At 65.8% G+C, this 25,432-nt stretch carries 23 protein-coding genes and 1 pseudogene; 9 read left to right on the top strand and 15 right to left on the bottom strand.

Annotation, left to right across the window (positions count from 1 at the left end; all coding sequences use genetic code 11):
- Positions 1 to 740 precede the first annotated feature (740 nt).
- The 3 genes from HSX43_RS12525 to HSX43_RS12515 all read right to left on the bottom strand — a co-directional run bounded on the left by HSX43_RS12525 (position 741) and on the right by HSX43_RS12515 (position 2,347).
- The gene (locus HSX43_RS12525) at positions 741 to 899 is read right to left on the bottom strand and encodes a hypothetical protein (RefSeq protein WP_179380475.1); all 159 of its coding nucleotides are present in this window, start codon (positions 897 to 899) and stop codon (positions 741 to 743) included.
- A 580-nt stretch (positions 900 to 1,479) separates the two neighbouring features.
- On the bottom strand, positions 1,480 to 1,863 hold the full coding sequence (locus HSX43_RS12520) for a hypothetical protein (protein ID WP_179380474.1): 384 nt from the start codon (positions 1,861 to 1,863) through the stop codon (positions 1,480 to 1,482).
- 256 nt (positions 1,864 to 2,119) lie between these two features.
- Positions 2,120 to 2,347, bottom strand: coding sequence for a hypothetical protein (locus HSX43_RS12515; protein WP_179380473.1), 228 nt, complete (start codon positions 2,345 to 2,347; stop codon positions 2,120 to 2,122).
- Between the two features lie 943 nt (positions 2,348 to 3,290).
- Here HSX43_RS12515 and HSX43_RS12510 point away from each other — a divergent pair.
- Positions 3,291 to 4,907 carry a calcium-binding protein gene (locus tag HSX43_RS12510; protein WP_179380472.1) on the top strand — a complete coding sequence of 539 codons (1,617 nt, stop codon included), beginning with the start codon at positions 3,291 to 3,293 and terminating at the stop codon, positions 4,905 to 4,907.
- 245 nt (positions 4,908 to 5,152) lie between these two features.
- Complete coding sequence (locus tag HSX43_RS12505; RefSeq protein WP_179380471.1) at positions 5,153 to 5,410, top strand: hypothetical protein; 258 nt, start codon at positions 5,153 to 5,155, stop codon at positions 5,408 to 5,410.
- Between the two features lie 212 nt (positions 5,411 to 5,622).
- Here HSX43_RS12505 and HSX43_RS12500 read toward each other — a convergent pair.
- Both HSX43_RS12500 and HSX43_RS12495 read right to left on the bottom strand, forming a co-directional pair.
- Positions 5,623 to 6,848 (bottom strand): annotated as a pseudogene (locus HSX43_RS12500) (IS3 family transposase).
- Between the two features lie 256 nt (positions 6,849 to 7,104).
- Positions 7,105 to 7,698, bottom strand: coding sequence for a TetR/AcrR family transcriptional regulator (locus HSX43_RS12495; RefSeq protein ID WP_179380470.1), 594 nt, complete (start codon positions 7,696 to 7,698; stop codon positions 7,105 to 7,107).
- An 88-nt stretch (positions 7,699 to 7,786) separates the two neighbouring features.
- Between HSX43_RS12495 and HSX43_RS12490 the strand changes: the two genes are divergently transcribed.
- On the top strand, positions 7,787 to 8,299 hold the full coding sequence (locus HSX43_RS12490; RefSeq protein ID WP_179380469.1) for an anthrone oxygenase family protein: 513 nt from the start codon (positions 7,787 to 7,789) through the stop codon (positions 8,297 to 8,299).
- Here the strand turns inward: HSX43_RS12490 and panB are convergent.
- Positions 8,290 to 9,099 carry a 3-methyl-2-oxobutanoate hydroxymethyltransferase gene (gene panB, locus HSX43_RS12485; RefSeq protein ID WP_179380468.1) on the bottom strand — a complete coding sequence of 270 codons (810 nt, stop codon included), beginning with the start codon at positions 9,097 to 9,099 and terminating at the stop codon, positions 8,290 to 8,292. The genes HSX43_RS12490 and panB overlap by 10 nt on opposite strands.
- A 123-nt stretch (positions 9,100 to 9,222) precedes the next feature.
- Between panB and galE the strand changes: the two genes are divergently transcribed.
- Entirely contained in the window at positions 9,223 to 10,239 is a 1,017-nt protein-coding gene (gene galE, locus HSX43_RS12480; protein WP_179380467.1) for a UDP-glucose 4-epimerase GalE, read from the top strand.
- A 59-nt stretch (positions 10,240 to 10,298) separates the two neighbouring features.
- Here the strand turns inward: galE and HSX43_RS12475 are convergent, their stop codons facing one another.
- The 8 genes from HSX43_RS12475 to bcp all read right to left on the bottom strand — a co-directional run bounded on the left by HSX43_RS12475 (position 10,299) and on the right by bcp (position 16,466).
- On the bottom strand, positions 10,299 to 10,823 hold the full coding sequence (locus HSX43_RS12475) for a DsbE family thiol:disulfide interchange protein (protein ID WP_179380466.1): 525 nt from the start codon (positions 10,821 to 10,823) through the stop codon (positions 10,299 to 10,301).
- A complete protein-coding gene (ccmD, locus tag HSX43_RS12470) occupies positions 10,820 to 10,954 on the bottom strand; it encodes a heme exporter protein CcmD (protein ID WP_179380465.1) in 135 nt (44 codons plus the stop codon). Before ccmD ends, HSX43_RS12475 begins: the two co-directional genes overlap by 4 nt.
- Positions 10,951 to 11,679, bottom strand: a complete 729-nt coding sequence (gene ccmC, locus HSX43_RS12465) for a heme ABC transporter permease CcmC (RefSeq protein WP_179380464.1) — start codon at positions 11,677 to 11,679, stop codon at positions 10,951 to 10,953. Before ccmC ends, ccmD begins: the two co-directional genes overlap by 4 nt.
- 80 nt (positions 11,680 to 11,759) lie before the next feature.
- Entirely contained in the window at positions 11,760 to 13,121 is a 1,362-nt protein-coding gene (locus HSX43_RS12460; protein ID WP_179380463.1) for a nucleotide disphospho-sugar-binding domain-containing protein, read from the bottom strand.
- A 10-nt stretch (positions 13,122 to 13,131) separates the two neighbouring features.
- On the bottom strand, positions 13,132 to 13,671 hold the full coding sequence (locus HSX43_RS12455) for a bactofilin family protein (protein WP_179380462.1): 540 nt from the start codon (positions 13,669 to 13,671) through the stop codon (positions 13,132 to 13,134).
- The gene (locus HSX43_RS12450; RefSeq protein ID WP_208454585.1) at positions 13,661 to 14,995 is read right to left on the bottom strand and encodes a DUF5930 domain-containing protein; all 1,335 of its coding nucleotides are present in this window, start codon (positions 14,993 to 14,995) and stop codon (positions 13,661 to 13,663) included. The genes HSX43_RS12455 and HSX43_RS12450 overlap by 11 nt, the downstream gene beginning before the upstream one ends.
- A 194-nt stretch (positions 14,996 to 15,189) precedes the next feature.
- On the bottom strand, positions 15,190 to 16,002 hold the full coding sequence (locus HSX43_RS12445) for a ferritin-like domain-containing protein (protein WP_179380460.1): 813 nt from the start codon (positions 16,000 to 16,002) through the stop codon (positions 15,190 to 15,192).
- Positions 15,999 to 16,466, bottom strand: coding sequence for a thioredoxin-dependent thiol peroxidase (gene bcp, locus HSX43_RS12440; protein ID WP_179380459.1), 468 nt, complete (start codon positions 16,464 to 16,466; stop codon positions 15,999 to 16,001). Before bcp ends, HSX43_RS12445 begins: the two co-directional genes overlap by 4 nt.
- 105 nt (positions 16,467 to 16,571) lie before the next feature.
- On the opposite strand from bcp, the gene HSX43_RS12435 reads away from it, so the two are divergent.
- The 5 genes from HSX43_RS12435 (at position 16,572) to lpdA (ending at position 24,371) form a co-directional block, all read left to right on the top strand.
- On the top strand, positions 16,572 to 19,847 hold the full coding sequence (locus HSX43_RS12435; protein ID WP_179380458.1) for a YhdP family protein: 3,276 nt from the start codon (positions 16,572 to 16,574) through the stop codon (positions 19,845 to 19,847).
- A 12-nt stretch (positions 19,848 to 19,859) separates the two neighbouring features.
- Entirely contained in the window at positions 19,860 to 20,912 is a 1,053-nt protein-coding gene (gene queA / locus HSX43_RS12430; protein ID WP_179380457.1) for a tRNA preQ1(34) S-adenosylmethionine ribosyltransferase-isomerase QueA, read from the top strand.
- Between the two features lie 104 nt (positions 20,913 to 21,016).
- Positions 21,017 to 22,294, top strand: coding sequence for an MFS transporter (locus HSX43_RS12425; protein ID WP_179380456.1), 1,278 nt, complete (start codon positions 21,017 to 21,019; stop codon positions 22,292 to 22,294).
- The gene (locus tag HSX43_RS12420; protein ID WP_179380455.1) at positions 22,291 to 22,863 is read left to right on the top strand and encodes a DUF924 family protein; all 573 of its coding nucleotides are present in this window, start codon (positions 22,291 to 22,293) and stop codon (positions 22,861 to 22,863) included. Before HSX43_RS12425 ends, HSX43_RS12420 begins: the two co-directional genes overlap by 4 nt.
- A 113-nt stretch (positions 22,864 to 22,976) precedes the next feature.
- On the top strand, positions 22,977 to 24,371 hold the full coding sequence (gene lpdA, locus HSX43_RS12415) for a dihydrolipoyl dehydrogenase (protein ID WP_179380454.1): 1,395 nt from the start codon (positions 22,977 to 22,979) through the stop codon (positions 24,369 to 24,371).
- A gap of 71 nt (positions 24,372 to 24,442) precedes the next feature.
- On the opposite strand, the gene HSX43_RS12410 is transcribed toward lpdA, so the two are convergent.
- Positions 24,443 to 25,300, bottom strand: coding sequence for a DUF4394 domain-containing protein (locus HSX43_RS12410; protein WP_179380453.1), 858 nt, complete (start codon positions 25,298 to 25,300; stop codon positions 24,443 to 24,445).
- Positions 25,301 to 25,432 lie beyond the last annotated feature (132 nt).

The following is a 25,432-nucleotide window of genomic DNA, read 5'->3' as shown; positions in this document are numbered from 1 at the left end:
CCTCGCGCCGTCACTCAGCTTTGGGGTGCAAGTCGCCGATCAACTACGAAAGGACTGCCGCTGAAGGGCTGGAATCTCTAAGCCCATAACCGTCCACAAAACCAGGGAAACTCCAACTCCAACTTGCACAACTTCTGCGCACCTTAACTAAAATTTAACGCTTTGAAAGTATTGATGACTCTACCTTGCCAGGATCTGCCAAATCCACATGCTCTATACACACCCCTGTGCCGTTCTTTCCGATTGCCCCCTGACGAGCGAAGAAGTCAGATATCTGATTTTAGATCTTGCCATCAAAGATGTCGAGATTCCAAGGTCGATTTCTTACTCACCACGACCTCATATTCAAGTTGAGCATTCGTCCGCATTCGACGTCATCCTTGCGATAACCGCGGGATCCAGCATTGAAGTCGCCGAGATTGTCGAAGATTTCTACGTCGCTCTAGAATACAACCAGGAGGATATTTCTTCACCTCTCGACGTCTCTAACTACATTTTTCGGTTATGGTCAATAATCGGCTTTAACATTACAAATGGTCACATCCGGTTTCTTGAAAGACTATCCTACATCTTGGCTTCTGTGTGCTACGATGCGAACGAATTCTCCCCCAGCTATTAAATCCGAGTGGCAGTCAATTCCAATGAAAAATCGTAATAATAATAAAAATTCGACTTAGTCTTGAGATCATTGAGAATTGGCGCGGCCAAAATTATTCGCAGCCACTTAACTAATTGATAGTCTATTCATTGATCTCAATCTTTGAGGAGCTGCGCTTCATCGCCTGCTCCTTGTCTTTTAAACTAAAAATCGAATAGCCAGTCGCGTTCGCGTCAAAACTGGATAAATCCGCACGCTCGCCTCGACGACCGCCGGCGCACGAGATTTGGCGGATATACATCTTTTATTACCGAACTCGAGTGCTACAATTATCAATTCGATCCGATTGGGACTTACTGACACTATCCGTCTAATTAAATATGAACACAAGATTCATCACTCGTGCAAAACACTGGATGCTACAACGGCCTTATAGCCTCCTGCAGGTATTAAGGTTGAAAGGTCTTCGGTGCGAGACCATGGAACTTGTCCGGGTTGAGCAATTCGCAGGAGTCGTTTTGCAGCAGCACACTGAGGTATCGGGCAAACAACTGCCCGGTGATATGTAGGAGGTCCCTTTCTGACCTCATCAACTAATCCCGTGTTTTGACACAGATCACACATTCTCAGCTCCAACTTCAACGCCGGTCTTGATGCAGTTAGAATTCTTTATATTGGTAAAAAAATTCCTAAGATCGATGATGCGAATATATGGAAGCGGTTTTTCGCCGAATATCGTGTACGCCGCTGAAGGGCTGAAGTCCAAGCAAAGTGCGACGAAAATAAGAGTAGAAGCGCACGAGATGCTGAGAGGAGTCACATGGGGATAGCTTTCGTTTGAAAAGTATCGACATAAATTTAATAAATATATGAAAGAATTTCTATTTGGATGGAAGGTTGAAATCAGGATGAGCGGCGACGTACGAGCCATTTGATGTTTCAAAAACAACACGTCGAGCAGGAAGCAGCTCACCGTCGATAACGTCTGCCCCAATCAGAAGATCGGCAAGGGCTTTCGAAACTGAAAAATAGACTGAAGGTGCGACCGTTGTATCCCCAGTTTCGATTCTCTGCCATTTCCTATCTCGATCGGTAAGATAAATGGCAGCCTCTTTAGTTGCGGCGCAGTTGACGGGACATTCTACGGTGCGTCGCTTGACGGCTGGCCACGCATCTACTTGATCGACCAGCCCAATATCCTTGCATATTTCGCAGACCACAGCCACTAGAACAACCAAGGAGCCCAACTTAAACCAAATCGTCAAGTCAAAACTTTATCCGTAGATCGTTAATAAAGCGTTAAAAAACAGAGCTTTTGAACGACTTCCAGGGATGGGGCCGCTGCCTCGACATCGTTAACCGGTCGTTCAACGGCACGTCGATTCCACACTCTACCAATGAATAAAGATGCCGTATCCTGTTAGGATCTGGATAGACTGTATTTACTGACGACCGGTACCGACTTCGATCAGATCAGTCTGCACGTACGTAAATCGCATCAAGTGCATCGTTGACTGATGCTTATGATTCCACCTCACGGAGGGAACATATCTGAAACACATGGGCAGTGCTGGCAAATCGCGGGGAAGCGATGCGGATGCACGCGATCAAATTCGTTACAAGCTCATCGTAGCTGTTCGCCGCCCGGCAGGTATTCTTGAGCACTCCGAAGAAAGCCTCGATGAGATCGCGGAAGACGGCGTAGAGCGTCTGGTCCACACCTCTACGGGCCGTGCTGTTGATGCGCATGGGGGTCGCAGCACGCGCTTCAACCCAGTCTGGCATGCGGTCGGTGCCGCAACCTTGTCTGTAACAGCGCATCACGCGTCGGCATGTCGTCGGCCATTTTGAATTCGAAACCCGTGACCTGATGGCACGCCAAGCGTCGATTCAATCGGCATCGGCAAATCCCATCCGTTGCGGCAAAAGTGGAACCTGGTTGTCCGACCACCACGAGAGCGCCAGATGCCCTTTCGCTGGTACCCCCTCACCCGGGTCCCATGGACGACTGGGCTGTCTATCATCCACAAGCAGCTCGGCGGATGCTCGAGCTTGGCTGCCCGTTCGTTCCACACATCGACAATCATCTCCGAAAGTCCCGCGGAAGCATCCCACAACGAACTGCTTCCCGCCACTTGACCACTTCCCGGATCCTCCAGGATGGTCTCGGTGGGGCCTTGCGTTCATAGCGACCCAAAACACCGTCGAGCACCTGGCGAAGATCAGCTTCTCGCCGCCCATTGCGCAACCCTACGCCCCGGTTGAAGCGCTCGGACAAGGCCCACTCCACGTCCGACATCAGACTTCGCACCATCGCTATAACCCTGCCCCATCCGTCTCGGACAGCGCGAAGGACGTCAGCGCGGCCAAAGGACGGTTTTGTCAACACAGCACCAGCCTCCATGCCTCACTCTGTTCGTGCGCTGAACAGAGCCGCTAAAGCCGCAGAAGAATAGGCTCTGAAAATACAGCGAAAAGCGAAATCAATTACAGGCGCATTTTTAATTAATAAAACTCTCGAATTATTTAATTCGTATTACTGATCAAGTATCTTCGCTCAACAGATCGTCGCCAATGCGCCGCCACAAAAAAGTCTGTCGCCAATATTGAAACAGGCAAGCACGCACTCGCTCTACTGACACACTCAGTTTTGGCGATTGCAAAACAGATTTTGCACGCTTGGAGACTACCAATGGACAATCACCACCACCACAATCACGATCACAATCATCACGGCACCGACTTCACCTACGTTGCCAACAACTACTACGGCGGTCAAATTCACACCTTCTTCGGCGGACTCAGAGATCATTCCGAGAATAATCTAACCCTCAGTTTTTCTGGTATTTATGCCGCGTCTGGCGGTCACCATATCAGGACTGGCGGTGGGCATGACAGCATCAACTTCGCGAATCTGGACGAAGTCCAAAACGTCGTTGTTGGTCGCATTGAGGATCTCGATTATTCCAGAGATCACTTCATGATCGAAGGAGTCTATCTCGATCTTACTGATTTACCGGACAACGCACGGATCGTGGAATGGAACGGTGACCACAATGATAGCGGTGCTGACCCTCAGCAGTGGCTGCTCATTGAAACAAGCGGTGGTGGCTATGTGTTCTACACACTGGAAGGCGCCAGGATCGACATGACAGGCGATGGTGGCGCAAATTCCGGTACGCAGGAAAGGCACTTTGTGCGAGACTTGCCGACCGATTTTGCCGATCTGGAGTCGGTCGAATACATCGATCAACAGAACATCGTTCCGTATGGCTACGTACCTTTGGGCGGTGTGATCATCAATGATGTCGATACCAGCGCGAGCGACGTTCTGAGCGAAATTCAAGGATCCAACGGCGGTGATCTTATCGCAGCCGGCCTTAATGATGACATCGTGGATGCTGGTGATGGCCAAGATCAAGTGTGGGGAGGCAGTGGGCATGACGAGATCTCGTCGGGCAACGGTGCCGATACGGTTTTCGGTGGAACAGGAAATGATCGCATAGATGGCGAAGACGGGGACGACCATCTGTTTGGCGAACACGGAGACGATTGGCTGAGCGGCAACGCGGGAAATGATCTGATTGATGGCGGCTTTGGGAACGACCAGATGTTCGGTCATTCAGGCGCCGACAGCATGTTCGGCGGCACTGGTCACGACGATCTTTTTGGTGGCGGTGGAAATGATCTGATTGCCGGAAACCACGGTGATGACAATCTCACCGGAGGCGGAGGGGACGATCGCATATTTGGTGGGGGTGGGGACGACACACTCAACGGGGGCATCGGAGATGACGTCATGAATGGCGGCTACCACGACGATCTTCTGTTGGGGCGCGATGGCAGCGATCTGGTGCGCGGCGGAGCCGGCGAGGATCGACTGTACGGCGGCGTCGGCAATGACGTACTCGCAGGAAATGCGGGTGATGACAGTATCGAAGGTGGAAGCGGCAATGACCGGATCTTCGGAGGTGTCGGCGACGACGTTGTGGTTGGGGGACGCGGACGTGATGAACTCCACGGCGGGCTTGGCTCTGATGTCTTCGAGTTCCGGGACGAAAGTCATAGTCTGCATGGGGCGAACAGAGACACCATTCTAGATTTCGAGAGCGGTGTCGACGTCATCAACCTCAGTGGGCTCATGGACGAGCTGACTTTCGTTGAACACTACACGAACTCGGCCGGCGAGGTGCGCTACGATGGAGATATTGGACGGTTGCACATCGACACCGATGGCGACGGTATCTCGGACTTCTCGATCGATCTGATCGGGACCCCGACCGTCGGGCAGGAGGATCTCATTCTTTAGAACGAGTAGTCCACACCGCGAAGCGGAAAGACGAGTCTGTCTCAGAGAGTTCCAGCAGCAAACTGGCATAACTCTCTGGGACAGAGTCATTTTGAAAGCCTAGATTCAGATCAACCAATTGAGTTGCGACCCGGCCCAAAACGACCTTCGCGCGAGGCGTGACTGCTGCGAGGCAGCGTCGAAGAAGCGGACCTTGCCTGACCCGTACCTAGTTGGTAGTCCATTGTATCACCAGAGGGCATCTCATGGGCGTTCAGAAACAGTCGGTCAGTTTCACCGACGTGGCGTACAGCTACGCGAAAGAACTCGTCGAGGCCGGCGAGTATCCGAACATCAGCGCCGCGGTGTCCGGGGAACTGGCGAAGGCCAAGGCGGATCGGGACCGGGAGCGTTCGCTGCTGGAGGCCGAAGTGCAGTGCCGGCTGTCTTTGCCGCTCGACCAGTGGGAGCCGCTCGGAGACGTCACCGCCGGTGCTCGGGCCCATTTGAACGCGATGACCTAGCAACGCTGATGCGGATCGTCCGGCACCCGTTCGTCGAGCGGGATCTGATCGGGATCGTCATCACATCGTCAGCATAACAGAGGGTGACTACGCGGCGGCCTACCGCCGCTTGGACGAGGTGGACGCGCTCCTCGGCTCGGTCCTTGAGAACCCGACCTCCGGCGTCCGTTTGCGGGGTAAGCTCGACACTTGGCTGAGGTGCCCCGAGTTTTCTAGACGCCTGCCTCTTTCAGTTTCTGCTGTGTGATCTCGAAATCAACGGGCGACAGCATCCCGTTGTTGGTGTGCTTGCGCTGCGGGTTATAGAACATCTCGATGTAGTCGAACACGTCCTGCCTTGCGGCGTCACGGGTCGGATAGGTCCGGTGCCGAATTCGCTCTCGTTTCAGAAGCTGGAAGAGGCTCTCTGCCGCGGCGTTGTCGTGACAGTCGCCGCGTCGGCTCATGCTGGGCTCGAGGTTGTGCTGACGCAGGAACGTCGACCATTCCCTCCCGGTGAATTGGGACCCTTGATCCGAGTGGACCGTGACGCGGCTGGTGGGCTGGCGCCGCCAGACGGCCATAAGAAGGGCCTGGAGGGCTAGGTCCGTGGTCATCCGGGACTGTGGGCTGACCAGCCAACCACCCGGCGCGAGAACAGGTCGATGACGACGCAGAGATAGAGCCAGCCTTCATGCGTTCGGATATACGTGATGTCTGTCACCCACGCCTGGTTCGGCATGGACGTCTCGAACCGCTGTGCCAGCCTGTTCTCGACCACGGCCGCCGGCTTGCCACCATACCGTCCTGGACGCCGCCTGTAGCCGACCTGCGCAGCGATCCCAGCAAGCGACGCCAGCCGGGCGACGCGGTTCTCCGAGATGAGCTCGCCTAGATCCATCGCCCGGCAGGGCATTGCGCAGCAATGTCCCGAGAGGGGCGGAGGTCGTCCGTCAGCTTGCGATATCCGTAGACCCGACCGCTCTGTATCCAAGCATCCCGGATCAGCTTGGTCTGTCGCACATCTTCAAGGGCACGGCGGCTCATCGGTTCCCGCAGCCAGGCATAGAACCCGCTGACGTGCACCCGTAGCGTCCGACACATCGCTCTGACTGAAAACTGTCCGCGATGCTCAGCGACGAACGCGTACTTCACCTTGCATCCCTGGCAAAATACGCGCTCGGCATTGTCCTCGGACCAATGGCGGACAAGCCTCGCCCTTTTTTAGGATATCGCGCTCCTCCGTCACCCGCGCCAACTCGCGCTTCAAGCGCCGGTTCTCCGCGTCGAGGTCCGTCCCGGGCTTCGGTGCCGGCTCTCCGAACAACTTCACCCACTTGTAGAGCGAATGCGTGCTGACACCTAGCCGTCGGGACATCTCTCGAACTGGATACCCCCGCACCGTGATCTGCGAGACAGCGTCCCGCCTGAACTCGTCGCTGTAATTACTGCTGCCCATCTCGGCCTCCTGACCTCAAAGTAAGGCGGCAAACCATCTACAAATCTAGAGGCACCTCACTGAACATTATGGCGAGCGGCGCGAATTCGCCTTCGCTGTTGGTCTCTGTTTGAGCCAGGTGAAACTCTCATGCCGTGAGCCATTGATTTGACCACAGGGTTTTTTGGTCTCCTAAAATCAAGTGAGAGCCGTCGCCGTTGGTGGCCCCCGGAGCGTGGTCGACCGGCGGTAACGATGCGGCACGCGGGGACGTCGGTCAGACGGCGATCCCCGTGAGCCGCGCGAAATCGGTGAGGGCCGTCGCGGCGCGGGCCTCCGTCTCGGCGCGGGTCGGGCGGGGCAGGGTGCCGATGACGCGGCGGATCTGACGGTCACCGATCAAGAGGTCGAGGAAAAGCGTCGTGGCGCGGTCGGGGGGCATGTCGCTCCCGGCGTCGCGCAGCGCGCGCGCGACCAGGCCGCCGATGCGGGGCGCGATGTCCGCGCGGCCACCCTCGGCGATGGCCTGCCCGAGCGCACCGGTCGCGTCGCCGGCGGCGGCGCGGTTGAGCAGGATCGCCGGATCATCGAGCAGCATGGCAAGAAGGCGCGGTGCGACGCGGGCGAGCGTTTCCGGGGCGCTGCCGTCCCCGGCGAGGGCGGCGTCGAGGTCCTCCCGGATGGCGCGGGCGTTGCGCCGGGCGAGCGCGGTGAAGAGGCCGCATTTGTCGCCGTACCACTTGTAGAGCGTCTCGTTCGAGGCCCGCGCCGCCTTGGCGATCGAGAGCATGGACGCCCCGGCGTAGCCTTTCTCGGAGAGGAGGGTATAGGCGGCCGCGGCGATGCGGTCCTCGCGGTCGGGGTCGGGCATTTGGTCCTCCGGGGTTGCGTGAAACCGTAATGATGTGTACGCCTGTGTAAAGCCGTATGAATGTGTACGGCCCATCGGGAGATCCGCAATGAACACCCTGCTTGCCTGTGCCGCCGTGACCTCGCTCCTCTTTACCGGGGCGATCTTCGGGTTCTTCTATGCGTGGTGGTGCTCGGTCATGTGGGGGTTCGACGTGGCCGACCCGCGGGTCGCGATCGCGGCGATGCAGGCGGCCAATGCGGAGGTGCGCAACGCGGCCTTCGCGCCGGCCTTCTTCGGCACGCCGGTCGTGCTTGCCCTGACGGCGGCGTTGGCCTGGGGCGTGTCGCGGGAGGCGGCGCTGGTCTTCGCGGCGGGCGCGCTTCTCTACCTGGTGGGGGGCATGGGCCTGACGCTCGCGGTCAATGTGCCGATGAACGAGGCGCTGGCGGAGGTGGCCGTGCCCGAGGACGCAGCGGCCGCGCGCGCGATCTGGGCCGACTACAGCGGGCCGTGGCAGCACTGGAACCTGGCGCGGACGGCGGTGTCGGGCGTGGTGCTTGCGCTTGCCGGGCTCGGGACGTGGCGGCTGGCTGCCGCCACTGCGCGCGCTCAGCTGTAGGTCTCGTCCGGGCCGGGGAAGGCACGGGTGCGCACGTCGTCGGCGTAGCGCCCGGCCGCGTCGCGCACGGCCGCTCCGAGGTCCGCGTAGCGGCGGACGAACTTCGGCGCGTGATCGGTCAAGCCGAGCATGTCTTCAAGCACGAGTATCTGGCCGTCGCAGTCGGGCGAGGCCCCGATGCCGATGGTCGGAATGTCGACCGCGGCGGTGATCCGGGCGGCCAGCGGCTCGACCATGCCTTCGAGCACGACGGCAAAGGCCCCCGCGTCCTCGACGGCCTCTGCGTCGCTTTCGTGGGCATCCCACTCGGCGGTGTCCCGACCCTGGGTGCGAAAACCGCCCATGGCGTTGGTCGACTGCGGCGTCAGGCCGATATGGGCCATAACGGGGATGCCGCGCTCGGTCAGGAAGCGGATGGTCGGGGCCATGCGCGCGCCGCCCTCGAGCTTGACGGCGGCGCAGCCGGTCTCGGCCAGGACGCGGGCGGCGGCATCGAAGGCGGTCTCGGGGCGCGCCTCGTAGCTGCCGAAGGGAAGATCGACCACCACGAGCGCCCGCGCCGTGCCGCGCACGACCGCCGCACCATGGGCGATCATCTGGTCGAGGGTCACCGGCAGCGTGCTGCCATGGCCGTAGGCGACCATGCCGAGGCTGTCGCCGACGAGCAGGCAATCGACCGCGTCGTCGACGAGGCCCGCCATCTGTGCGGTATAGGCGGTGAGGCAGACGAGGGGCGTCTCGCCCTTGCGGGCGCGCATCTGCGGCACGGTCAGGCGGCGCGGCGTGGCGTGTGTACTCATGCGACCTTCTCCTCTCCTGCCCTCCGGCGTAGCGGCGCGGCTCACCTGCGGCAAGGGCGTGGAGGGTTTGCGCGGCGGCGACGGGGCGTTAAGACGCTGGGTATTTGAGTTTCGGAGATTTCCATGGCGCGCATCCTCTTGACCGGCGGGGCCGGATACATCGGCAGCCATACCTACGTCGCGCTGTCCGAGGCCGGCTACGCCGTGACGATCCTCGACAACTTCGCCAATTCGGATCGCGACGTCCTCGACCGGCTCGCACGGTTGACCGGGACCGAGGTCGATGTCGTCGAAGGCTCGGTGCTCGATCGCGCGCTCCTCGACCGTCTCCTGTCCGAGCGTGCCTTCGACGGGGCGGTGCATTTCGCCGCCCGCAAGGCGGTGGGCGAGAGCGTGGCGCGGCCACTCGACTATTTCGAGACCAATATCGGCGGCCTCGTGACGCTGACGCAGGCCATGCGGGACGCGGGCGTCTTCCGGCTCGTCTTCTCCTCGACGGCGACGGTCTACGGCGAGCCCGAGGTCTTTCCGCTCACCGAGGAGATGCCGCTGTCGCATACCTCACCCTATGCCTTCACCAAGATCACCTGCGAGCGCATCCTCGAACAGGCGGCACTGGCCGATCCCTGGGCGGTGGGGGTGCTGCGCTACTTCAATCCGGTGGGCGCGCATCCGAGCGGCCTGATCGGGGAGGATCCGCGCGGCGTGCCCGACAACCTTATGCCCTACATCGCCAAGGTCGCGCTGGGCGAGTTGCCGGTGCTGCGCGTCTTCGGGGACGACTACGACACGCCCGACGGCACGGCCTGGCGCGACTACATCCACGTCATGGACCTCGCCCGCGCGCATGTTCAATCGCTCGACGCGCTGATGGAGGGGCGATCGCATGTGGTGAACATCGGCACGGGCAACCCGGTCTCGGTGCTTCAGATGCACGCGGCCTACCAGGACGCGGTCGGGCGCGAGTTGCCCTACGAGATCGCGCCACGGCGGGCGGGGGACGTGCCGAAGCTCTACGCCGACCCGAGCCGTGCGCGCGACGTGCTGGGTTTCTCGGCCGAGTACGGGCTCGCCGAGATGTGCACGTCGAGCTGGACCTGGGTTCAGGCGCAGAAGCGGGGCTGGGGGTTCAACAGCTAGCCCAAAGTCTTCGGGAAGACTTTGGGCTCCAGACTATTCGCGAATAGTCTGGTCGGCGGTCAGCCGCCGCGCGCGGCCTCGATCGCGGGCAGGATCGTGTCTTCCATCACCGAGACGGTGATCGGCCCCGCGAAGCGCAGGCGGACGATGCCCTCGCCGTCGACCACGAAGGTCTCGGGGAAGCCGGTGACACCCCAGTCGATCGCCACGCGGCCCGGGTCGGCACCGATGGCGGCGTAGGGATCGCCGAGGTCGTCGAGGAAGCGGATCGCGTTCGCGGGCTGGTCCTTGTGGTTGATGCCGTAGACGGGAACGACCTCGGAGAGGACCTCGATCTGAGGGTGCTCGACCCGGCAGGGGACGCACCAGCTGGCCCAGAAGTTTACCAGCTTGACCTCGCCGTCGGTGAGCATCTCGGGCGTCAGCAGTTCACGGCCCTGCAGTTCGGTCACCGCGATCGCGGGGGCGGGCTGACCGATGTGGGCCGAGGGCAGATCGTCGGGATTGTCGCGGAAGAGGCCCGACAGGAAGAACCCGCCGAGCGCCGCGAAGAGCGCGACGGGCACGAGCGCAAGCCATCTCATTTCTCGGCGTCCTCCAGGCGGCGGCGCGCGGCGCGGGCACTGGCGATGCTCTGCCAGACGAGGCCAGCGACCAGAATGCCGCTCAGGCCATAGGCCAGCAGGATGTCGAAGGCGTAGGGACCAAGGCTCATGCGAGGCGCTCCCGGGCGGTCAGCGTGGCGAGGCGGCGGCGGCGGATTTCCGTCCGCGTGCGCAGCAGGACGAGCGCGAGGAAGAGCGCGACGAACCCGGCGAGCGAGACGACGAGCGGCAGCCAGAAGACGTCGGATATGTTCTCCTCCGCGTCGAGCGAGAGCGAGGCCCCCTGGTGGAGCCCCTGGCTCCAGAATTGCGCCGCATAGCGGGACAGGACGGCGAAGACCGTGCCGACGAGACAGAGGATGGCCGTGAGGTCGGCTGCAGCGTCCGGATCCTCGATCGCGGACCAGAGCGCCATGTAGCCGAGATAGAAGAGCCCGAGGATGAGGAAGGACGTCAACCGCGGATCCCATTCCCAGTAGGTGCCCCACATCGGCTTCCCCCAGATCGCCCCCGTCAGAAGCGCCACGACGGTCATCACGAGGCCCACGGGTGCCGCGGCGCGGGCGGCGAGGGCCGAGACGTGGTGTCGTCGGATCAGCCAGATGAGCGAGGCCACGAGCATCATGAACCAGGCGTTGATCGCGATGAAGGCCGAGGGGACGTGGATGTAGATGATCTTGACCGAGTTCCCCATGCGGAAGTCCTCGGGCGTGAAGAAGAACCCCCAGACGAGGCCCGTCGCGCAGAGCAGGGCGGCGGCCGCCCAGGTCCAGGGCAGGACGGTGGCGGAGACGGCCATGAACCGGCGGGGGTTGGCGTATTCCCAGAGCGACATGGATCTGTCCTATGTGCGCGGCGCGCCGGCGGCAAGGGACGGGGCGTCGCGGGGCGTTCACGGGCGCGTGGGACGTGAGGTCAGCGCGCGATGGACGCGATCTGCGCGAGGTTGCGCGCGGCGGCCTCGGCCCCGTCCTCTGCGGTCAGATGGGTGGCGAGTTCGGCGGCTGCGGCGTAGTCGAAGCACTCCAGCAGGCGACGCAGGGGCGGCAGGGCGCGCTCGGGCGTGAAGCGCTTCGGGGTGAGCGTGACGGCGAGGCCGAGGCGTTCGAGCCGTGCGGCATTGTCGGGTTGGTCCCCGCCGATGGGCACCACGAGATGCGGCCGGCCCGCGCGCAGGGTCTCGGCCGTCGTGCCGATGCCGCCGTGGTGCAGGACGGCGGCGGCCTCGGGGAAGAGCGGCGCATGGGGCAGGGCGGGGCGGGCCAGCACGTCGGGCGAAGGCGCGGGCGGCGCGGCCTGCCCATGGAGGACGACCGCGCGCAACCCCATCGCTCGGGCGAGCGCGACGGCCCGGTCATAGAAGCCATCGCCCGCCAGGCCCTGCGCGATGGACCCGAGCGTGACGACGAGCGGCGGCGGCCCCTCGGCGAGCCAGGCGGAGACATCGGGCGGCAGGTGGCCGAGCGGGCTGCGCGGGAAGCCCACGGGGCGCAGCTCCCGCGGGGCGTCGGCGGGGCGGGGGGCGAAGCGGTCGGACCAGAGACCGAGGCGCAGGGGCACATCGGCCGCTCCGGGATCGAGGAGCGGCGTGCCCGCCAGCGGCGGCAGGCCCAGATCGCGGCGCAGGCGGTTCATGGGGCCGCGCAGGGCGAGGCCGAGCGTGCCCCGGATCGCGCCGAGGACGAGGGCGTTCCAGCCGCGTCCCAGAGCCGTGGCGGGGGCCGGGCGCATCAGGTCGAAGCCGCGGCTGCGCGGCGGATCGAGGCGCGAGGCCTGCATCAGGGGCTGCAGCAGGAGCGGCACGAAGGGCAGGCCGGCGCGTTCCGCCCCGAAGGCCGCCCCGAAGGCGAGGAGCGTGCCCGACACGCAGGCCGCGCCGCGACAGGCGAGGTCGATCTCGGGCATCAGCTCGGCCGTCATCGGGATCGCGACGCGGCGCAGGAACGGCAGCGGATCGCGCAGGAAGGCGGCCGCGATCGCATCCTCGCTTTGCCCGAGCATGGCGCAGAGTTCGGCGCGGGAGGGCCCGAGGGACGTCGCCAGCAGGCCCCAGGAGCGGGCGATCTCGCAATCGTCGGGGGAGAGGAGGAGGCGGGTCTCGACGCCGAGATCCTCGAGCGACCGGGCGACGGAGAGGACCGGGTAGAGGTCGCCCAGCGACCCCGCGGTGGCGAGGACGACCGCGCCGCGCCGGGCGACGGGGATGCGTCCCTCGAGTCCCGGGAGACGCGAAACCCCGCTCCACTGGGGAAGCGGGGGTCGCAGCGTGTCGGTCATGGAGGTCGGTTCAGACCTTCGGGGCCTCGGCCGGTTTTGGCTGCGGCGCGGCGGGCTTCTGCTGACCCGCGGGCTTGGCACCCCCGGCCCCGAGCGGATCGTCCTGGCGCTGGACGGCCCCCTCGAAGTGGGCCCCCGACTCGATGGCGATCGTCTTGTGGATGATGTCGCCCTCGACGCGGGCCGTGGAGGTAAGGCGGACCTTGAGGCCGCGCACCCGGCCCACGACACGGCCGTTGACGACGATATCGTCGGCCACGACCTCGCCCCGGATCACCGCGCTTTCGCCGACGGTGAGGAGGTGGGCGTGGATGTTGCCCTCGACGTCACCCTCGACCTGGATATCGCCGGACGTCTTGATGTCGCCCTTGATGTTGAGATCCGAGGACAGCGTGGAGGCGGCGACCTTCGGCTTCATCGCGGCGGCACCGGCCCCGAGTTCGAGCGCGGCGGGCTTCGACGGCGGCGTCGAGGCCGCGGGGGCGGAGGCCGGCTGGTTGGGCTTGTCGGCGTCGCCGCCGGGCTGGTTCATCTTCGATTTAGAAAACATCCTGACCTGCGTTTATGAAAGTGACTGGGTTCAGGGCCTGACCATTGCGCCGAATCTCGTAGTGGAGATGTACGCCGGTCGACCGTCCGGTCGTTCCCATACCACCGATGTTCTGGCCGCGCGAGACCCTTTGCCCTTCACGCACGGAGATGGAGTTAAGATGCGCATACCGCGTCTCGAAGCCGAGCGGATGCCGGATCTTGACGAGCTTGCCGTAGCCCGACTGCCAGCCGGCGTGGGTCACGACGCCCTCGGCGGTGGCGAGGATCGGCGTGCCGCGGCCGGCGGCGAAGTCCATGCCCGAATGCATTCGGCCCCAGCGGGGGCCGAAGCCCGAGGTGCGGCGGTGGGGCGCGGTGACCGGGTGGCCGAGCGGCAGGCTCTCGGCGGCGAGGCGATACATGTCGACGTCCTCGAGCTTGTCGAGGATGCGGTTCGCGCGCGGCGTGTCCTGATCGGGGATCTCGGTGCCGCCGCGGGTCGAGACGACGACCGGCTCGAGCGGGCCGCCCTGGCCGCGGTAGCCGGACCGCACGGTGCGCAGGAGCGCGTCCGATGAGATGCCGGCGCGGGCGAAGACGCGCTCGAGCGGCGAGAGAGAGGTTTCGAGGGCCGTTTCGAGGCGCTGGAAGATGCGGTCGTTGCGCTCGGCGACGACCTCGGCCATCTGCTCCATCCGCGCGATCTCCGCGTCGGCTCCCGCGGCCACGACGACGGCTTCGTCCCGTTCGAGCGCGGTCGCGTCGAGCACCTCGGTCAGAGCCTGCGCGGTGGCGGCGTTGTCGGCGGCGAGACGGGCGGCGCGGGCGGCGGCTTCGGGCGCGTTCTCGAGCCGGGCGAGGAGCGTCTCGGCCTCGTCCTGGGCCTCGTTGCGCTCGGCCACGGTGCGGCGGAGCGTGCGCTGGATCACCTCGATGCCGGTCTCGAGCTCGCGCACGCGCTGCTCGGAGGCGAGGACCGTCTCCTGCATCTTGGAAACCTCCTCGAGGGCTCCGTAGAAGCGTTCGAGCGCCTGTTCGGCTTCGGTCGCGCGGGTGTCGCGCTCGGATGAGAGGGCGGCGAGCCGGGTCTCGTATGCGATCTGCGCGCGGGCGGCCTGGTCGCGGTTCGAGCCCGACGTGATCGCACCGATCAGGAAGAACGACGTGACCACCACCGTCCATCCGACCAGAAGCGCGCCGCCGGCGAGCGCACCGGCCTGCGTGACCGGCCGCAACCGGACGAACCGTGTTCCTTGCTCCGATTTCAGAAAGAGGCGCTGTTCGGGCAGGTGCTTGTCGAGCCGCGCATTGATCTTGTCAGACAGCCGTTGTTTCACGCCCATCCCCCGTCTGTGAGTGCGGGCACCCCGTAAGGCCCCGTCGCGTATCCCCAAAACGGCGTCCCTGCTCACGAAGGGTTTACCGTTCCGGCGGTTTTTAGGGGGAGTGTGGCCGACGGGCAACCGTGCAGATTTTGTGCAGCCCCCCTGGTGGCGAAATACCGCCGTCGCTGTGGCCGTCGCGACTCACATCGCGGTCATGCGCGTTCGACGAGCGGCCAGTAGAAGTCGGGCGGCAGGCCGGCATCGGCGCGCTTCTCCTCGTTGAAGGGCGGCTTCAGCGGGCCGTGGAAGTGGCGGCGGACGAGGTCGTGGAATGCGTCTTTCGGGTCCAAGTCGTTGCGACCGCAGAGGAAATTGAACCATTTGCTGCCGTAGGCGACATGGCTCACCTCCTCGGCGTAGATCGTCTCCAGTGCGGCGACCGCCTCGGCCGCGCCCGCCTTGCGGAAAACCTCGATCATGCCCGGCGTCACGTCGAGCCCGCGCGCCTCGAGCACCATCGGAACGACGGCGAGGCGGGCCATGAGATCCTCCGCCGTCTCCTCGGCGGCGCGCCACATGCCGGCGTGGGCGGCGAGCGCGCCGTAGTGGCTGCCGGCCGATTCGAGGCAATCGGCCATCAGGTTGAAATGTTTCGATTCGTCGTCGGCGGCCGACACCCAGTCGTCGAAGAAGCCGAGCGGCAGCGGCACATGGGCGAAGCGGGCGATGACGTCCCAATGGAGGTCGACGGCGTTGAGTTCGATGTGGGCGACGGCATGGAGAAGCGCGATGCGGCCCTCGGGCGTGCCCGGCTTGCGGCGGGGCACGTCGCGCGGGTGGCGCAGTTCGGGCGCGTCGGGACGCGCCGGGCGCGGAGGCGGCGCGGCCGTGCCGACGGGCAGCGGCGCGCCGGCGTCGCGTGCGGTGCGCCACTCGGCGGCGTGACGGCGCGAAAGCGCGGTCTTGGCGCGGGCGTCGGCGGTCGTCAGCACCTCGACCGCCCGCTCGGCGAGCGTCGCGCTCACGCCTTGACGGCGTCCAGCAAGGCGTCGGCGTGGCCCGGAACCTTCACCTTGCGCCAGACCTGCTTCACCGTGCCCTCGGCGTCGATCAGGAAGGTCGCGCGCTCGATACCCATGTAGGTCTTGCCGTACATGTTCTTCTCGACCCAGACGCCGTAGTCCTCGCAGGTGCTGCCTTCCGCGTCCGAGACGAGGATGACCTTGAGGTCGTGCTTGGCGATGAACTTGTCGTGCTTGGCGGCCGTGTCCTTGCTGACGCCGATGACGACGGCCCCGGCGGCGGTGAAATCGTCGATCGCCTCGGAGAAGGCGATGCCCTCCTTGGTGCAGCCCGGCGTGTCGTCCTTCGGGTAGAAGTAGAGGACGACCTGCTTGCCCCGGAAGTCCGAGAGGCTGGCGCTTCCGCCGCCGTCGCGCGGCAGGGTGAAGTCGGGGGCGGTCTGACCGGCGGTGACGCTGTCGCTCATGGGGATCTCCTCGCGGTTGCGGTGCTCTGATGTCGGGGGACTTGGAACTCACCCGGGGTCGGGTCAAGGTAGGACACCCGAGACCGCGACCGGATCCTGCTGCCGATGGCCGACCCGAACGAGAGCCGCCCGCGCAAGCCGCGCCGCCCGCTGCGCCTCTTCGGCTGGTGTCTTCTGGTCCTTGCCGGGCTGGCGGTCGGCGCGGGCTGGCGGCTGACCCACGGGGCGATCACGCTGCCCGACTGGACGGTCGCGCGGATCGAGGCGCGGATCGACCGTGATCTCGCCGCCTACGAACTGTCGCTCGGGGAGGTGGCGCTGTTCTACGACCTGGAGGCCCATGCCCTGCGCCTCGGGATCCGCGATGCCACGCTCGGAACGCGGGAGACGGATCCGATCATCAGCCTGCCGGAGGCGCGGGTCGCTCTCGACGCGGGGGCGCTCCTGCGCGGCAAACTGCGGCCGCGGGCGCTTTCGGTCGAGGGGCTGGCGCTCGACGTGTCGCGCGACGAGGAGGGGCGGTTCTCTCTCGCCTTCGGCCGGGTGGGCAGCAACCTGCCGACCACTTGGGCCGAGGCGCTCGAAACGCTCGACACCGCGCTCGCCACGCCCGTGATCGCGGATCTCGACCGGGTGACCGTGGACGGCGTGCAGGTCAACTTCGAGGATGCGATCACCGGCCTCTCGCAACGGACGGAGAACGGCCGGGTGATCTGGGAGCGGGATTCGCGGGGTCTCGAGGTGTCGCTGACGACCGAGCTGCGCGTGGGGACGGGGCGCGCGCAGGCCGCGGCGAGCCTGCGGCGGGTGCCGGACGGCGCGGAGGCGCGGATGACCGTGACCGGGCTGTCGCTCGGCGGCCTGTCGGAGGCGCTGCCGAACGTGCCGGCGCTGACGCTCGTGCAGGGCGAGGTCGGCCTGACGGCGGCCATGCGGCTCTCGGACGACGGGACGCCGGGCCCCTTGCGCGGGCGGCTGGATGGACGCGACGGGTTCCTCGTCGACCGGCCCGCGCTCGCGCTCGACCGGGCGGTGCTTGCCTTCGACTGGCAGCCCGGCTCGGGGCGGATTGGCCTCGGCGAGATCCAGGCGAGCTCCGACGATCTCGAGGCCGGCGGGACAGGCCAGATCCTGCTGGAGGACGGTCTGACCGGGCCGATCCAGATGCAGCTGCGGCTCGGCCGGACGATCCTCGACCCCGAGGGCCTCTTCGACCGGCGCGTCGAGTTCGAGCAGGGCGTCTTCGAGGCACGCCTCATGCAGGCCCCGCTCGCGCTGCGGATCGGTCAGGCGATGGTGACGGGGCCGTCGGGGACGGCGCGGATGTCGGGGCGGGTGGGCTTCGCGCCGGAAGGCGTGGAAGGACGGCTGCGGCTCAGCGTGCCCGAAATGCGGGTCGCCGATCTGGTGGCGCTCTGGCCGCCGACGTTGCAGGTTCAAGCGCGGACCTGGTTTACGAACAACATGCTCGGCGGGCGGGCGCGGGACGCCGTGGCCCTGCTGAGGATCGCGCCGAACACCGAGCCCGACGTGGCGGCGAGCTTCGACTTCACCGAGGGATCCTTCCGCTACATGCGCCACATGCCGCCCGCGCGCGCCGTGACGGGGGGTGCGCAGCTTGCGGACGACCGGCTCACGCTGCGGGTCGACCGGGGGACGGTCGTCGCAGGCGCGGAGGCGGGGGAGGTGGACATCGCCGGCACCACCTTCTCGATCCTCGACACGACGGCGCGGCCGCCGCGGGGGGAGGTGGACCTCTTCGCGCGCGGCGACATTGACGACATGCTGGTGCTTCTCGACAACCGTCCGTTTCGCCTGCTCGAGCGGCTGCGCAAGCCCGCGGATTTCGTGAGCGGGCGGGCCGAGGCGCGGGTCTCGGCGCGGCTGCCGCTGCGGCGGGGCAATGCGCCGGCCGATATTCTCTACGACGTCGAGGCGACGCTGCGGGATGTCGAGAGCGAGCAGATCGTTCCCGACCGGCGGCTCTCGGCGGAGCGGCTCGCACTCGAGGTCGGGCCGGACGCTGTGCGCATCGCGGGAGACATGACGCTCGAGGGCGTGCCCTTCACCGGCCAGTGGGAGCAGGCGTTGCCGCCGCCCTCGACCGAGGCGATCGATCCCGAGGCTCCGCCCCGGCCGGCGCGGCCGCTGCCCTCTCCGGGGCAGGTGACGGGCGTGGCGCGGGTGACGCCCGAGGGGCTCGCCCGGCTCGGCATCGGAATCGACGCGCTGGACCTCTCGGGCGAGACGCCGGCCGAGATCGCGGTGAGCCTGCCGCAGGGCGAGCCGCCGCAGCTCCGGGTGACGAGCGATCTGCGCGGCATGGGCGCGGCGCTCCCGGCGATCAGCTGGCGCAAGGGGCGCGACGGGGCGGCGCGGCTGGAGGTGGACGCGGTGCTGACCGCACCGGCCGAGATCACGCGCATCGCGCTCGATGCGCCGGGGCTCGACGCGACGGGACGGATCGCATTGCGCCCGGGCGGCGGCGGGCTCGAGCGCGCGACCTTCGACCGGGTCGACACGGGATGGTTCCAGGGGCCGCTCGTGCTGACGGGCCGGGGGGCCGGGGCGGCCCCGGCGATCAGCATCCGCGGCGGGCAGGCCGACCTGCGCCGGGCGCTCCTCGTCGGCGAGGACGACGGCGGCGGCGGCGACGGGGCACCGCTCGAGATCGCGCTCAACCGCCTGACGGTGACCGAAGGCATCGCGCTCACCGACCTGCGCGCCACGCTGCGCGCGGGCTCGGGCCGGTTCACGGCGCGGGTGAACGGCGGGACGGGGATCGAAGGCGTGCTGGCCCCGCAGGGCGGCGGCTCGGCGGTGCAGATCCGCAGCGGAGACGGGGGCGGCGTGCTGCGCTCGGCCGGGCTCTTCGAGGACGCGCGCGGCGGGACGATCTCGCTCACGCTCCGCCCGACGCAGCGGACGGGGATCTACGCGGGGCAACTCCGGATGGGGAACCTGCGGGTCCGCGACGCGCCGGCGCTGGCCTCGCTGCTGCAGGCGCTCTCGGTCGTCGGCATCCTGGAGCAGCTGACGGGCGAGGGGCTCTTCTTCCAGACGGTCGAGTCGGACTTCACGCTGCGGCCGAACGACATTGTGGTGCGGCGGGCGAGCGCGGTCGGCCCGTCGATGTCCATCACCGCCGACGGGACGTTCGACCTCGGCACGAAGCGGATGGACATGCAGGGCGTGATCTCTCCGATCTACCTGGTGAACGGGCTGTTCGGGGCGCTCTTCGCGCGGCGCGACGAGGGGCTCTTCGGCTTCACCTATCGGTTGCGCGGACCGGTCGCGGACCCGGAGGTCGGCGTCAACCCGCTCTCGATCCTGACGCCCGGGGTCTTCCGCGACATCTTCCGCCGGGCACCGCCGTCCTGATAGGGGGCGGGCATGAAACTCTCGGACTTCGACTTCGACCTGCCCGACGACCTGATCGCGACGCGGCCCGCGCGCCCGCGCTCGGCGTCCCGCCTTCTGGTGGCGGAAGGCGACGCGCGGCACGATTGCATGTTCACCGACCTTCCCGACTGGCTGCGGCCCGGCGATCGGCTGGTGCTGAACGACACCAAGGTCATCCCCGCGCGCCTGCCAGCGGTGCGGCTGCGCGAGACGGCGGACGGCTCGGGACGTGCGCGCGTCGAGTTCACGCTGACGGCGGCGCAGCCCGACGGAACCTGGCGGGCGTTGGCGAAGCCCCTGCGCAAGCTGCGCGCAGGCGACGCGATCGAGCTGGCCGCCGGGCACCGCGCGACGATCCTGGAACGCGGCGAGACGGACGTGGCGCTGCGCTTCTACTGCGCACCCGAGGAGGTGCAGACGCTGCTGGAGGCGGCGGGCGAGATGCCGCTGCCGCCCTACATCGCGGCGAAACGCGCGCCCGATGCCCGCGATCGGGAGGACTACCAGACGATCTGGGCCCGCCATGCGGGAGCCGTCGCCGCGCCGACGGCGAGCCTGCATTTCGATGCGCCCCTGCTCGAACGATTGCGCGGGATGGGCGTCGGCTTCACCGAGGTGACGCTGCACGTCGGCGCGGGGACGTTCCTGCCGGTGAAGGTGGAGGACGTGACGACCCACCGGATGCATTCCGAATGGGGCGAGGTCACGCCCGACGCGGCCGCCGCCATCGCCGAGACCAAGGCCACCGGCGGGCGCGTCATCCCCGTCGGCACCACGGCGCTGCGCCTGATCGAGAGCGCCGCGGCGAACGGGACGATCAGGCCCTTCCGGGGGGAGACGGATATCTTCATCTACCCGGGTTACGACTTCCGGGTGGCGGACGGTCTCATCACCAACTTCCATCTGCCGCAGTCGACGCTCCTGATGCTCGTGTCCGCGCTGATGGGGCGGGAGCGGATGCTGGCGCTCTATGACCATGCGGTGGCGGAACGTTACCGCTTCTTCAGCTACGGCGATGCTTCGCTGCTCCTGCCGGGCGGGTGAGGCCCGCAGTCGCTGCAAGGGCGGCGCTGTCGCAATCGGGATGGACGTCGCCCGGGGGCGGGCGTAGGCGCGGATCAGACGATTCGACCCCAAGGAGGCCGCCCATGTTCCTCGTCATCCGCAATTCCTGGGCGCTCCTGTTCGGGATCATGCTCCTGATGCTCGGCAACGGGATGCAGGGCACGCTCCTCGGCGTGCGCGGCCAGATCGAGGGCTTCTCGACGGGTGCGATGTCGATCATCATGTCGAGCTATTTCGCGGGCTTCCTGCTCGGCTCGCAACTGGTGCCGGGGCTGATCCGCAAGGTGGGGCACGTCCGGGTCTTCGCCTTCCTCGGCTCGCTCGCCTCGGCGGGGCTGATCCTGTATCCGCTGCTCACCCACGAGATCGCCTGGACGGCGCTGCGCCTCGGCCTCGGGTTCTGTTTCTGCGGGGTCTACATCGTCTCGGAGAGCTGGCTGAACAACACCACCACGAACGAGACGCGGGGGCGCGCGCTGTCGCTCTACGTGATCGCACAGATGATCGGGATCGTTGCCGCGCAGGCGATCTTCGCCTACGGCGATGCGCGCGACTTCACGCTCTTCATCATCGTCTCGGTCCTCGTGTCGCTGGCCTTCGCGCCGATCCTGCTCTCTGCGACGCCGGTGCCCCCCTTCGAAAGCTCGAAGCCGATGTCCTTCGGGGCGCTCTACAAGGTCTCGCCGCTCGGGTTCGTGGGCGTCTTCCTCATGGGGGCCGTCTTCTCGGGGCTCTTCGGGATGGCGGGCGTCTTCGGCGCGGCGGCGGAGCTGACGACGGGGCAGATCGCGCTCTTCGTCTCGGCGATCTATTTCGGCGGCATGGTGCTGCAATATCCGATCGGCTGGGCGTCCGATCGCTTCGACCGGCGGGCGATGGTCGTCCTCGGCGGCGCGATAGGGGCGGTGGCCTGCGTGCTCGGAGCGTCGGGGCTCGGGGGTGTGACGGGGCTCTATGTGGCGGCCTTCCTCGTCGGAGGCATGGCGAACCCGCTCTACGCGATCCTCTTGGCCTATACGAATGACTATCTCGAACCCGAGGACATGGCCTCGGCCTCGGCGCGGCTGCTCTTCGTGAACGGGGTGGGTGCCGTGGGTGGGCCGCTCGTGACCGGCTGGCTCATGGCGGTCGTGGGGTCGGCAGGGTTCTTCGTCTTCCTCGGCGTGCTTATGGTGGCCCTTGCCGGCTACGCGGTCTGGCGGATGACGCAGCGCTCTGCGCAGACGAGCGACGACGATCAGGCCGACTACGTGATGCTGTCGCCGATGGCGACGACGGCGGTGACGATGGAATCGGTGATCGAGGGCTGGGAGGAACAGGCCGGGAGCACCGAGGAGGACGACAGGGAGACGGTGGCATGAGCCTCGTGGATGCGAAGACGGTGGTGGAATTCTGGCTCGAGGAGCTCACCCCCGAAGACTGGTACAGGCAGGACGACGCGCTCGACGCGCGCATCCGCGACAGGTTCTTCGAGAGCTGGACGCAGGCACGGCCGCTGCGCCGCGCTTGGGCCGGGACGCCGAAGGGGGCGCTCGGTTTCCTGATCCTGACCGACCAGATGTCGCGCAACATGATGCGTGGCGAGGGGCGGGCCTTCTCGACCGACGGGCTGGCGCGGGCGGTGGCGAAATCGGCGATCGGCCGCGGCTTCGACCTGCGGATCGAGGGGCCGGGACGGCAGTTCTTCTACCTGCCGCTCGAACATTCCGAGAGCCTGCAGGACCAGGAGCGCGCGGTGCGCCTGATCGGGATGCGGATGGATGCGCCCGAGACGCTCCTGCACGCGCGCGCCCACCGCAACATCATCCGCCGCTTCGGCCGCTTCCCGTTCCGCAATGCCGCGCTCGGCCGGACGTCGTCGGGCGCGGAGCGGGCCTTCCTCGATGGCGGGGCCTACGGAGCCGAGGTGCGGGCGCTGCAGGAGGCGTGAGGCCCGATCTGCACACGGATGGAGGCGGCCTTGCGTGGAAGTGCCCTTGAGGAACCCGGTCGGATAGTTCAACGTTCAACAAAATTCGGACCGCGAACCTGGAAGGGGACACAATGGCTCAGAACTTCGACCTGATCGTGATCGGTGCGGGCCCGGGTGGCTACGTCGCGGCGATCCGCGCGGCCCAGCTCGGGATGAAAGTGGTCTGCGTGGAGCGCGAGCATCTCGGCGGCATCTGCCTCAACTGGGGCTGCATTCCGACGAAGGCGATGCTGCGTTCCTCCGAGGTCTTCCACCTGATGCACCGCGCCAAGGAGTTCGGCCTGAAGTGCGACGGCGTCGACTACGACCTCGACGCGGTGGTGAAGCGTTCGCGTGGGGTCGCGAAGCAGCTATCGGGCGGGATCGGGCACCTCTTCAAGAAGAACAATGTCACGACCGTCATGGGCGAGGCCAAGATCACCGCGAAGGGCAAGGTTTCGGTCAAGACGGAGAAGGGCACCGAGGAGCTGACGGCGAAGAACATCGTGCTGGCGACCGGCGCGCGCGCGCGCAACCTGCCGGGGCTCGAGGCGGACGGCGAGCGCGTCTGGAGCTACAAGCACGCGCTGCAGCCGGGGCATATGCCCAAGAAGCTCCTCGTCATCGGGTCCGGCGCGATCGGGATCGAATTCGCCAGCTTCTACAATACGCTCGGGGCCGAGACGACCGTTGTCGAAGTCATGGACCGCGTCCTGCCGGTGGAGGACGAGGAGATTTCCAAGTTCGCCAAGAAGCAGTTCGAGAAGCAGGGGATGAAGATCCTGCAGAAGGCCACGGTGAAGGAGCTGGACCGGCAGAAATCCAAGGTCGTCGCGACCGTCGAGGCGAACGGGAAGGCCGAGAAGCACGAGTTCGACACGGTGATCTCCGCCGTCGGCATCGTCGGCAACGTGGAGGGTCTCGGCCTCGAGGAGTTGGGCGTCAAGATCGACCGCACCCACGTCGTGACCGATGAATACTGCCGCACCGGGGTCGAGGGGCTCTATGCGATCGGCGATATCGCAGGCGCGCCCTGGCTGGCGCACAAGGCGAGCCACGAAGGGGTCATGGTGGCCGAACTCATCGCCGGCAAGAACGACGTGCATCCCGTGAAGCCCGAGAGCATCGCCGGCTGCACCTATTGCCACCCGCAGGTGGCGAGCGTCGGCCTGACCGAGGCGAAGGCCAAGGAGGCGGGCTTCGACATCAAGGTCGGGCGCTTCCCCTTCATCGGTAACGGCAAGGCCATCGCGCTCGGCGAACCCGAGGGGATGGTGAAGACGGTCTTCGACAAGAAGACCGGCGAGCTTCTGGGAGCCCATATGGTCGGAGCCGAGGTGACGGAACTCATCCAGGGGTACGTCGTCGGGCGGCAGCTCGAGACGACGGAGGAGGACCTGGCCCACACCGTCTTCCCGCATCCGACCCTGTCGGAGATGATGCACGAAAGCGTGCTCGACGCGGACGGTCGTGCGATCCACTTCTGAAGCCGGATTTCCTGAACCGGACGAAAAAGGGGACCTGGTTGCCCCCTTTTCCAGTTCTGTGGTGTTCCGCCTTACATCGGCAGCTGGGCGGCGAAGCCGCGCATCGCGCCGATGCCGGTGTCGCCGATGAGCGTCGCCGCGCCCGAGGTCAGGTCGATCGCATAGAGGCCGGTCGTCTCCGCGCCTTCGAGCATCAGCATCGCCAGCGCCTTGTCGTCTCCGGCCTCGGCCGAAATGATCTCGAAGCCGCCCATCATCGACACGTCGGCCGGCTCCCCGTCGATGGTGATCGCGCCGACGGTGCCGAGCGTGCCCTCGTTGTTGGCGAGCGTCACGAGCGAGTCCGTCGCCGCGTCGAGGGCGAACTGCGCGGTTCCCTCCTGCTTCGCGCCGTTCACCGCGTTGGTGTAGGCGTTGGCGAAGATCGCCGGCGTCGCGCCCTCGTTGGCGTCGCCCGCGGCGTAGGCGAGGTCGGTGAACCGCTTGACGGTGTTGGCCTTCTCGTCGCCGAAGTCGCTCGGGAAGTAGACGAGGTTGACCCCTTCCGATGAGACGGCGCGCACGGCGTCAATCTTGTTGTTGAAGTCGAAGCCGACGGCCGCGCCGTCGCCCGTGGCCGCACCCTCGTCGAAGGTCGCCCCTGTGTCGGTGATCTCGCCGGTCTCAACGTCGATCACGCCGATCATGCCGGCCGAGAGGCCCAGCAGCTCACCCGTGACCGGGCGATAGGCGATGGCGTCGAGCGGTGCCGAGAGCGTGACCGGCGTGCCGGCGTCGGGTGCGGTCAGGTCGGAGAAGACGACGAGTGTGGTGCCGTCGCCCGAGAGCCCGTAGCCCATGCCCGCGACGGCATGTCCGTCTGCGAAAACGGGGGCAGCCAAGGTGGTGGCGGCGAGGGTGGCGGCAAGGCTCAGCTTGGTGAGGGTCATTGTGTTCTCCTTTTGTCGAGCCGGGGCATTTGCCCGGCGTCACCCGAAGTCACGGCGACGTCCGGCGAAAGTTTCAGGGATTTCGGGAAATGCGGGATTTCATCATTGCAGACTCGCCCCAGGGTCGTGCCC

Source organism: Jannaschia marina (genome assembly GCF_013404595.1).
In the GTDB taxonomy this organism is placed as follows: domain Bacteria; phylum Pseudomonadota; class Alphaproteobacteria; order Rhodobacterales; family Rhodobacteraceae; genus Jannaschia; species Jannaschia marina.
This window is presented reverse-complemented; position numbering and strand designations above follow the sequence as displayed.

Coding starts and splice junctions, on each gene's coding strand:
- HSX43_RS12420 (WP_179380455.1), top strand. CDS start 22,291: ATGAGCCTCGTGGATGCGAAGACGGTGGTGGAATTCTGGCTCGAGGAG.
- HSX43_RS12505 (WP_179380471.1), top strand. CDS start 5,153: ATGGGCGTTCAGAAACAGTCGGTCAGTTTCACCGACGTGGCGTACAGC.
- HSX43_RS12495 (WP_179380470.1), bottom strand. CDS start 7,698: ATGCCCGACCCCGACCGCGAGGACCGCATCGCCGCGGCCGCCTATACC.
- ccmC (WP_179380464.1), bottom strand. CDS start 11,679: ATGTCGCTCTGGGAATACGCCAACCCCCGCCGGTTCATGGCCGTCTCC.
- HSX43_RS12525 (WP_179380475.1), bottom strand. CDS start 899: ATGTATATCCGCCAAATCTCGTGCGCCGGCGGTCGTCGAGGCGAGCGT.
- bcp (WP_179380459.1), bottom strand. CDS start 16,466: ATGAGCGACAGCGTCACCGCCGGTCAGACCGCCCCCGACTTCACCCTG.
- HSX43_RS12515 (WP_179380473.1), bottom strand. CDS start 2,347: ATGCGCATCAACAGCACGGCCCGTAGAGGTGTGGACCAGACGCTCTAC.
- HSX43_RS12475 (WP_179380466.1), bottom strand. CDS start 10,823: ATGAGATGGCTTGCGCTCGTGCCCGTCGCGCTCTTCGCGGCGCTCGGC.
- galE (WP_179380467.1), top strand. CDS start 9,223: ATGGCGCGCATCCTCTTGACCGGCGGGGCCGGATACATCGGCAGCCAT.
- HSX43_RS12510 (WP_179380472.1), top strand. CDS start 3,291: ATGGACAATCACCACCACCACAATCACGATCACAATCATCACGGCACC.
- HSX43_RS12410 (WP_179380453.1), bottom strand. CDS start 25,300: ATGACCCTCACCAAGCTGAGCCTTGCCGCCACCCTCGCCGCCACCACC.
- HSX43_RS12425 (WP_179380456.1), top strand. CDS start 21,017: ATGTTCCTCGTCATCCGCAATTCCTGGGCGCTCCTGTTCGGGATCATG.
- queA (WP_179380457.1), top strand. CDS start 19,860: ATGAAACTCTCGGACTTCGACTTCGACCTGCCCGACGACCTGATCGCG.
- panB (WP_179380468.1), bottom strand. CDS start 9,099: ATGAGTACACACGCCACGCCGCGCCGCCTGACCGTGCCGCAGATGCGC.
- HSX43_RS12450 (WP_208454585.1), bottom strand. CDS start 14,995: ATGGGCGTGAAACAACGGCTGTCTGACAAGATCAATGCGCGGCTCGAC.
- HSX43_RS12490 (WP_179380469.1), top strand. CDS start 7,787: ATGAACACCCTGCTTGCCTGTGCCGCCGTGACCTCGCTCCTCTTTACC.
- HSX43_RS12460 (WP_179380463.1), bottom strand. CDS start 13,121: ATGACCGACACGCTGCGACCCCCGCTTCCCCAGTGGAGCGGGGTTTCG.
- ccmD (WP_179380465.1), bottom strand. CDS start 10,954: ATGAGCCTTGGTCCCTACGCCTTCGACATCCTGCTGGCCTATGGCCTG.
- lpdA (WP_179380454.1), top strand. CDS start 22,977: ATGGCTCAGAACTTCGACCTGATCGTGATCGGTGCGGGCCCGGGTGGC.
- HSX43_RS12435 (WP_179380458.1), top strand. CDS start 16,572: ATGGCCGACCCGAACGAGAGCCGCCCGCGCAAGCCGCGCCGCCCGCTG.
- HSX43_RS12455 (WP_179380462.1), bottom strand. CDS start 13,671: ATGTTTTCTAAATCGAAGATGAACCAGCCCGGCGGCGACGCCGACAAG.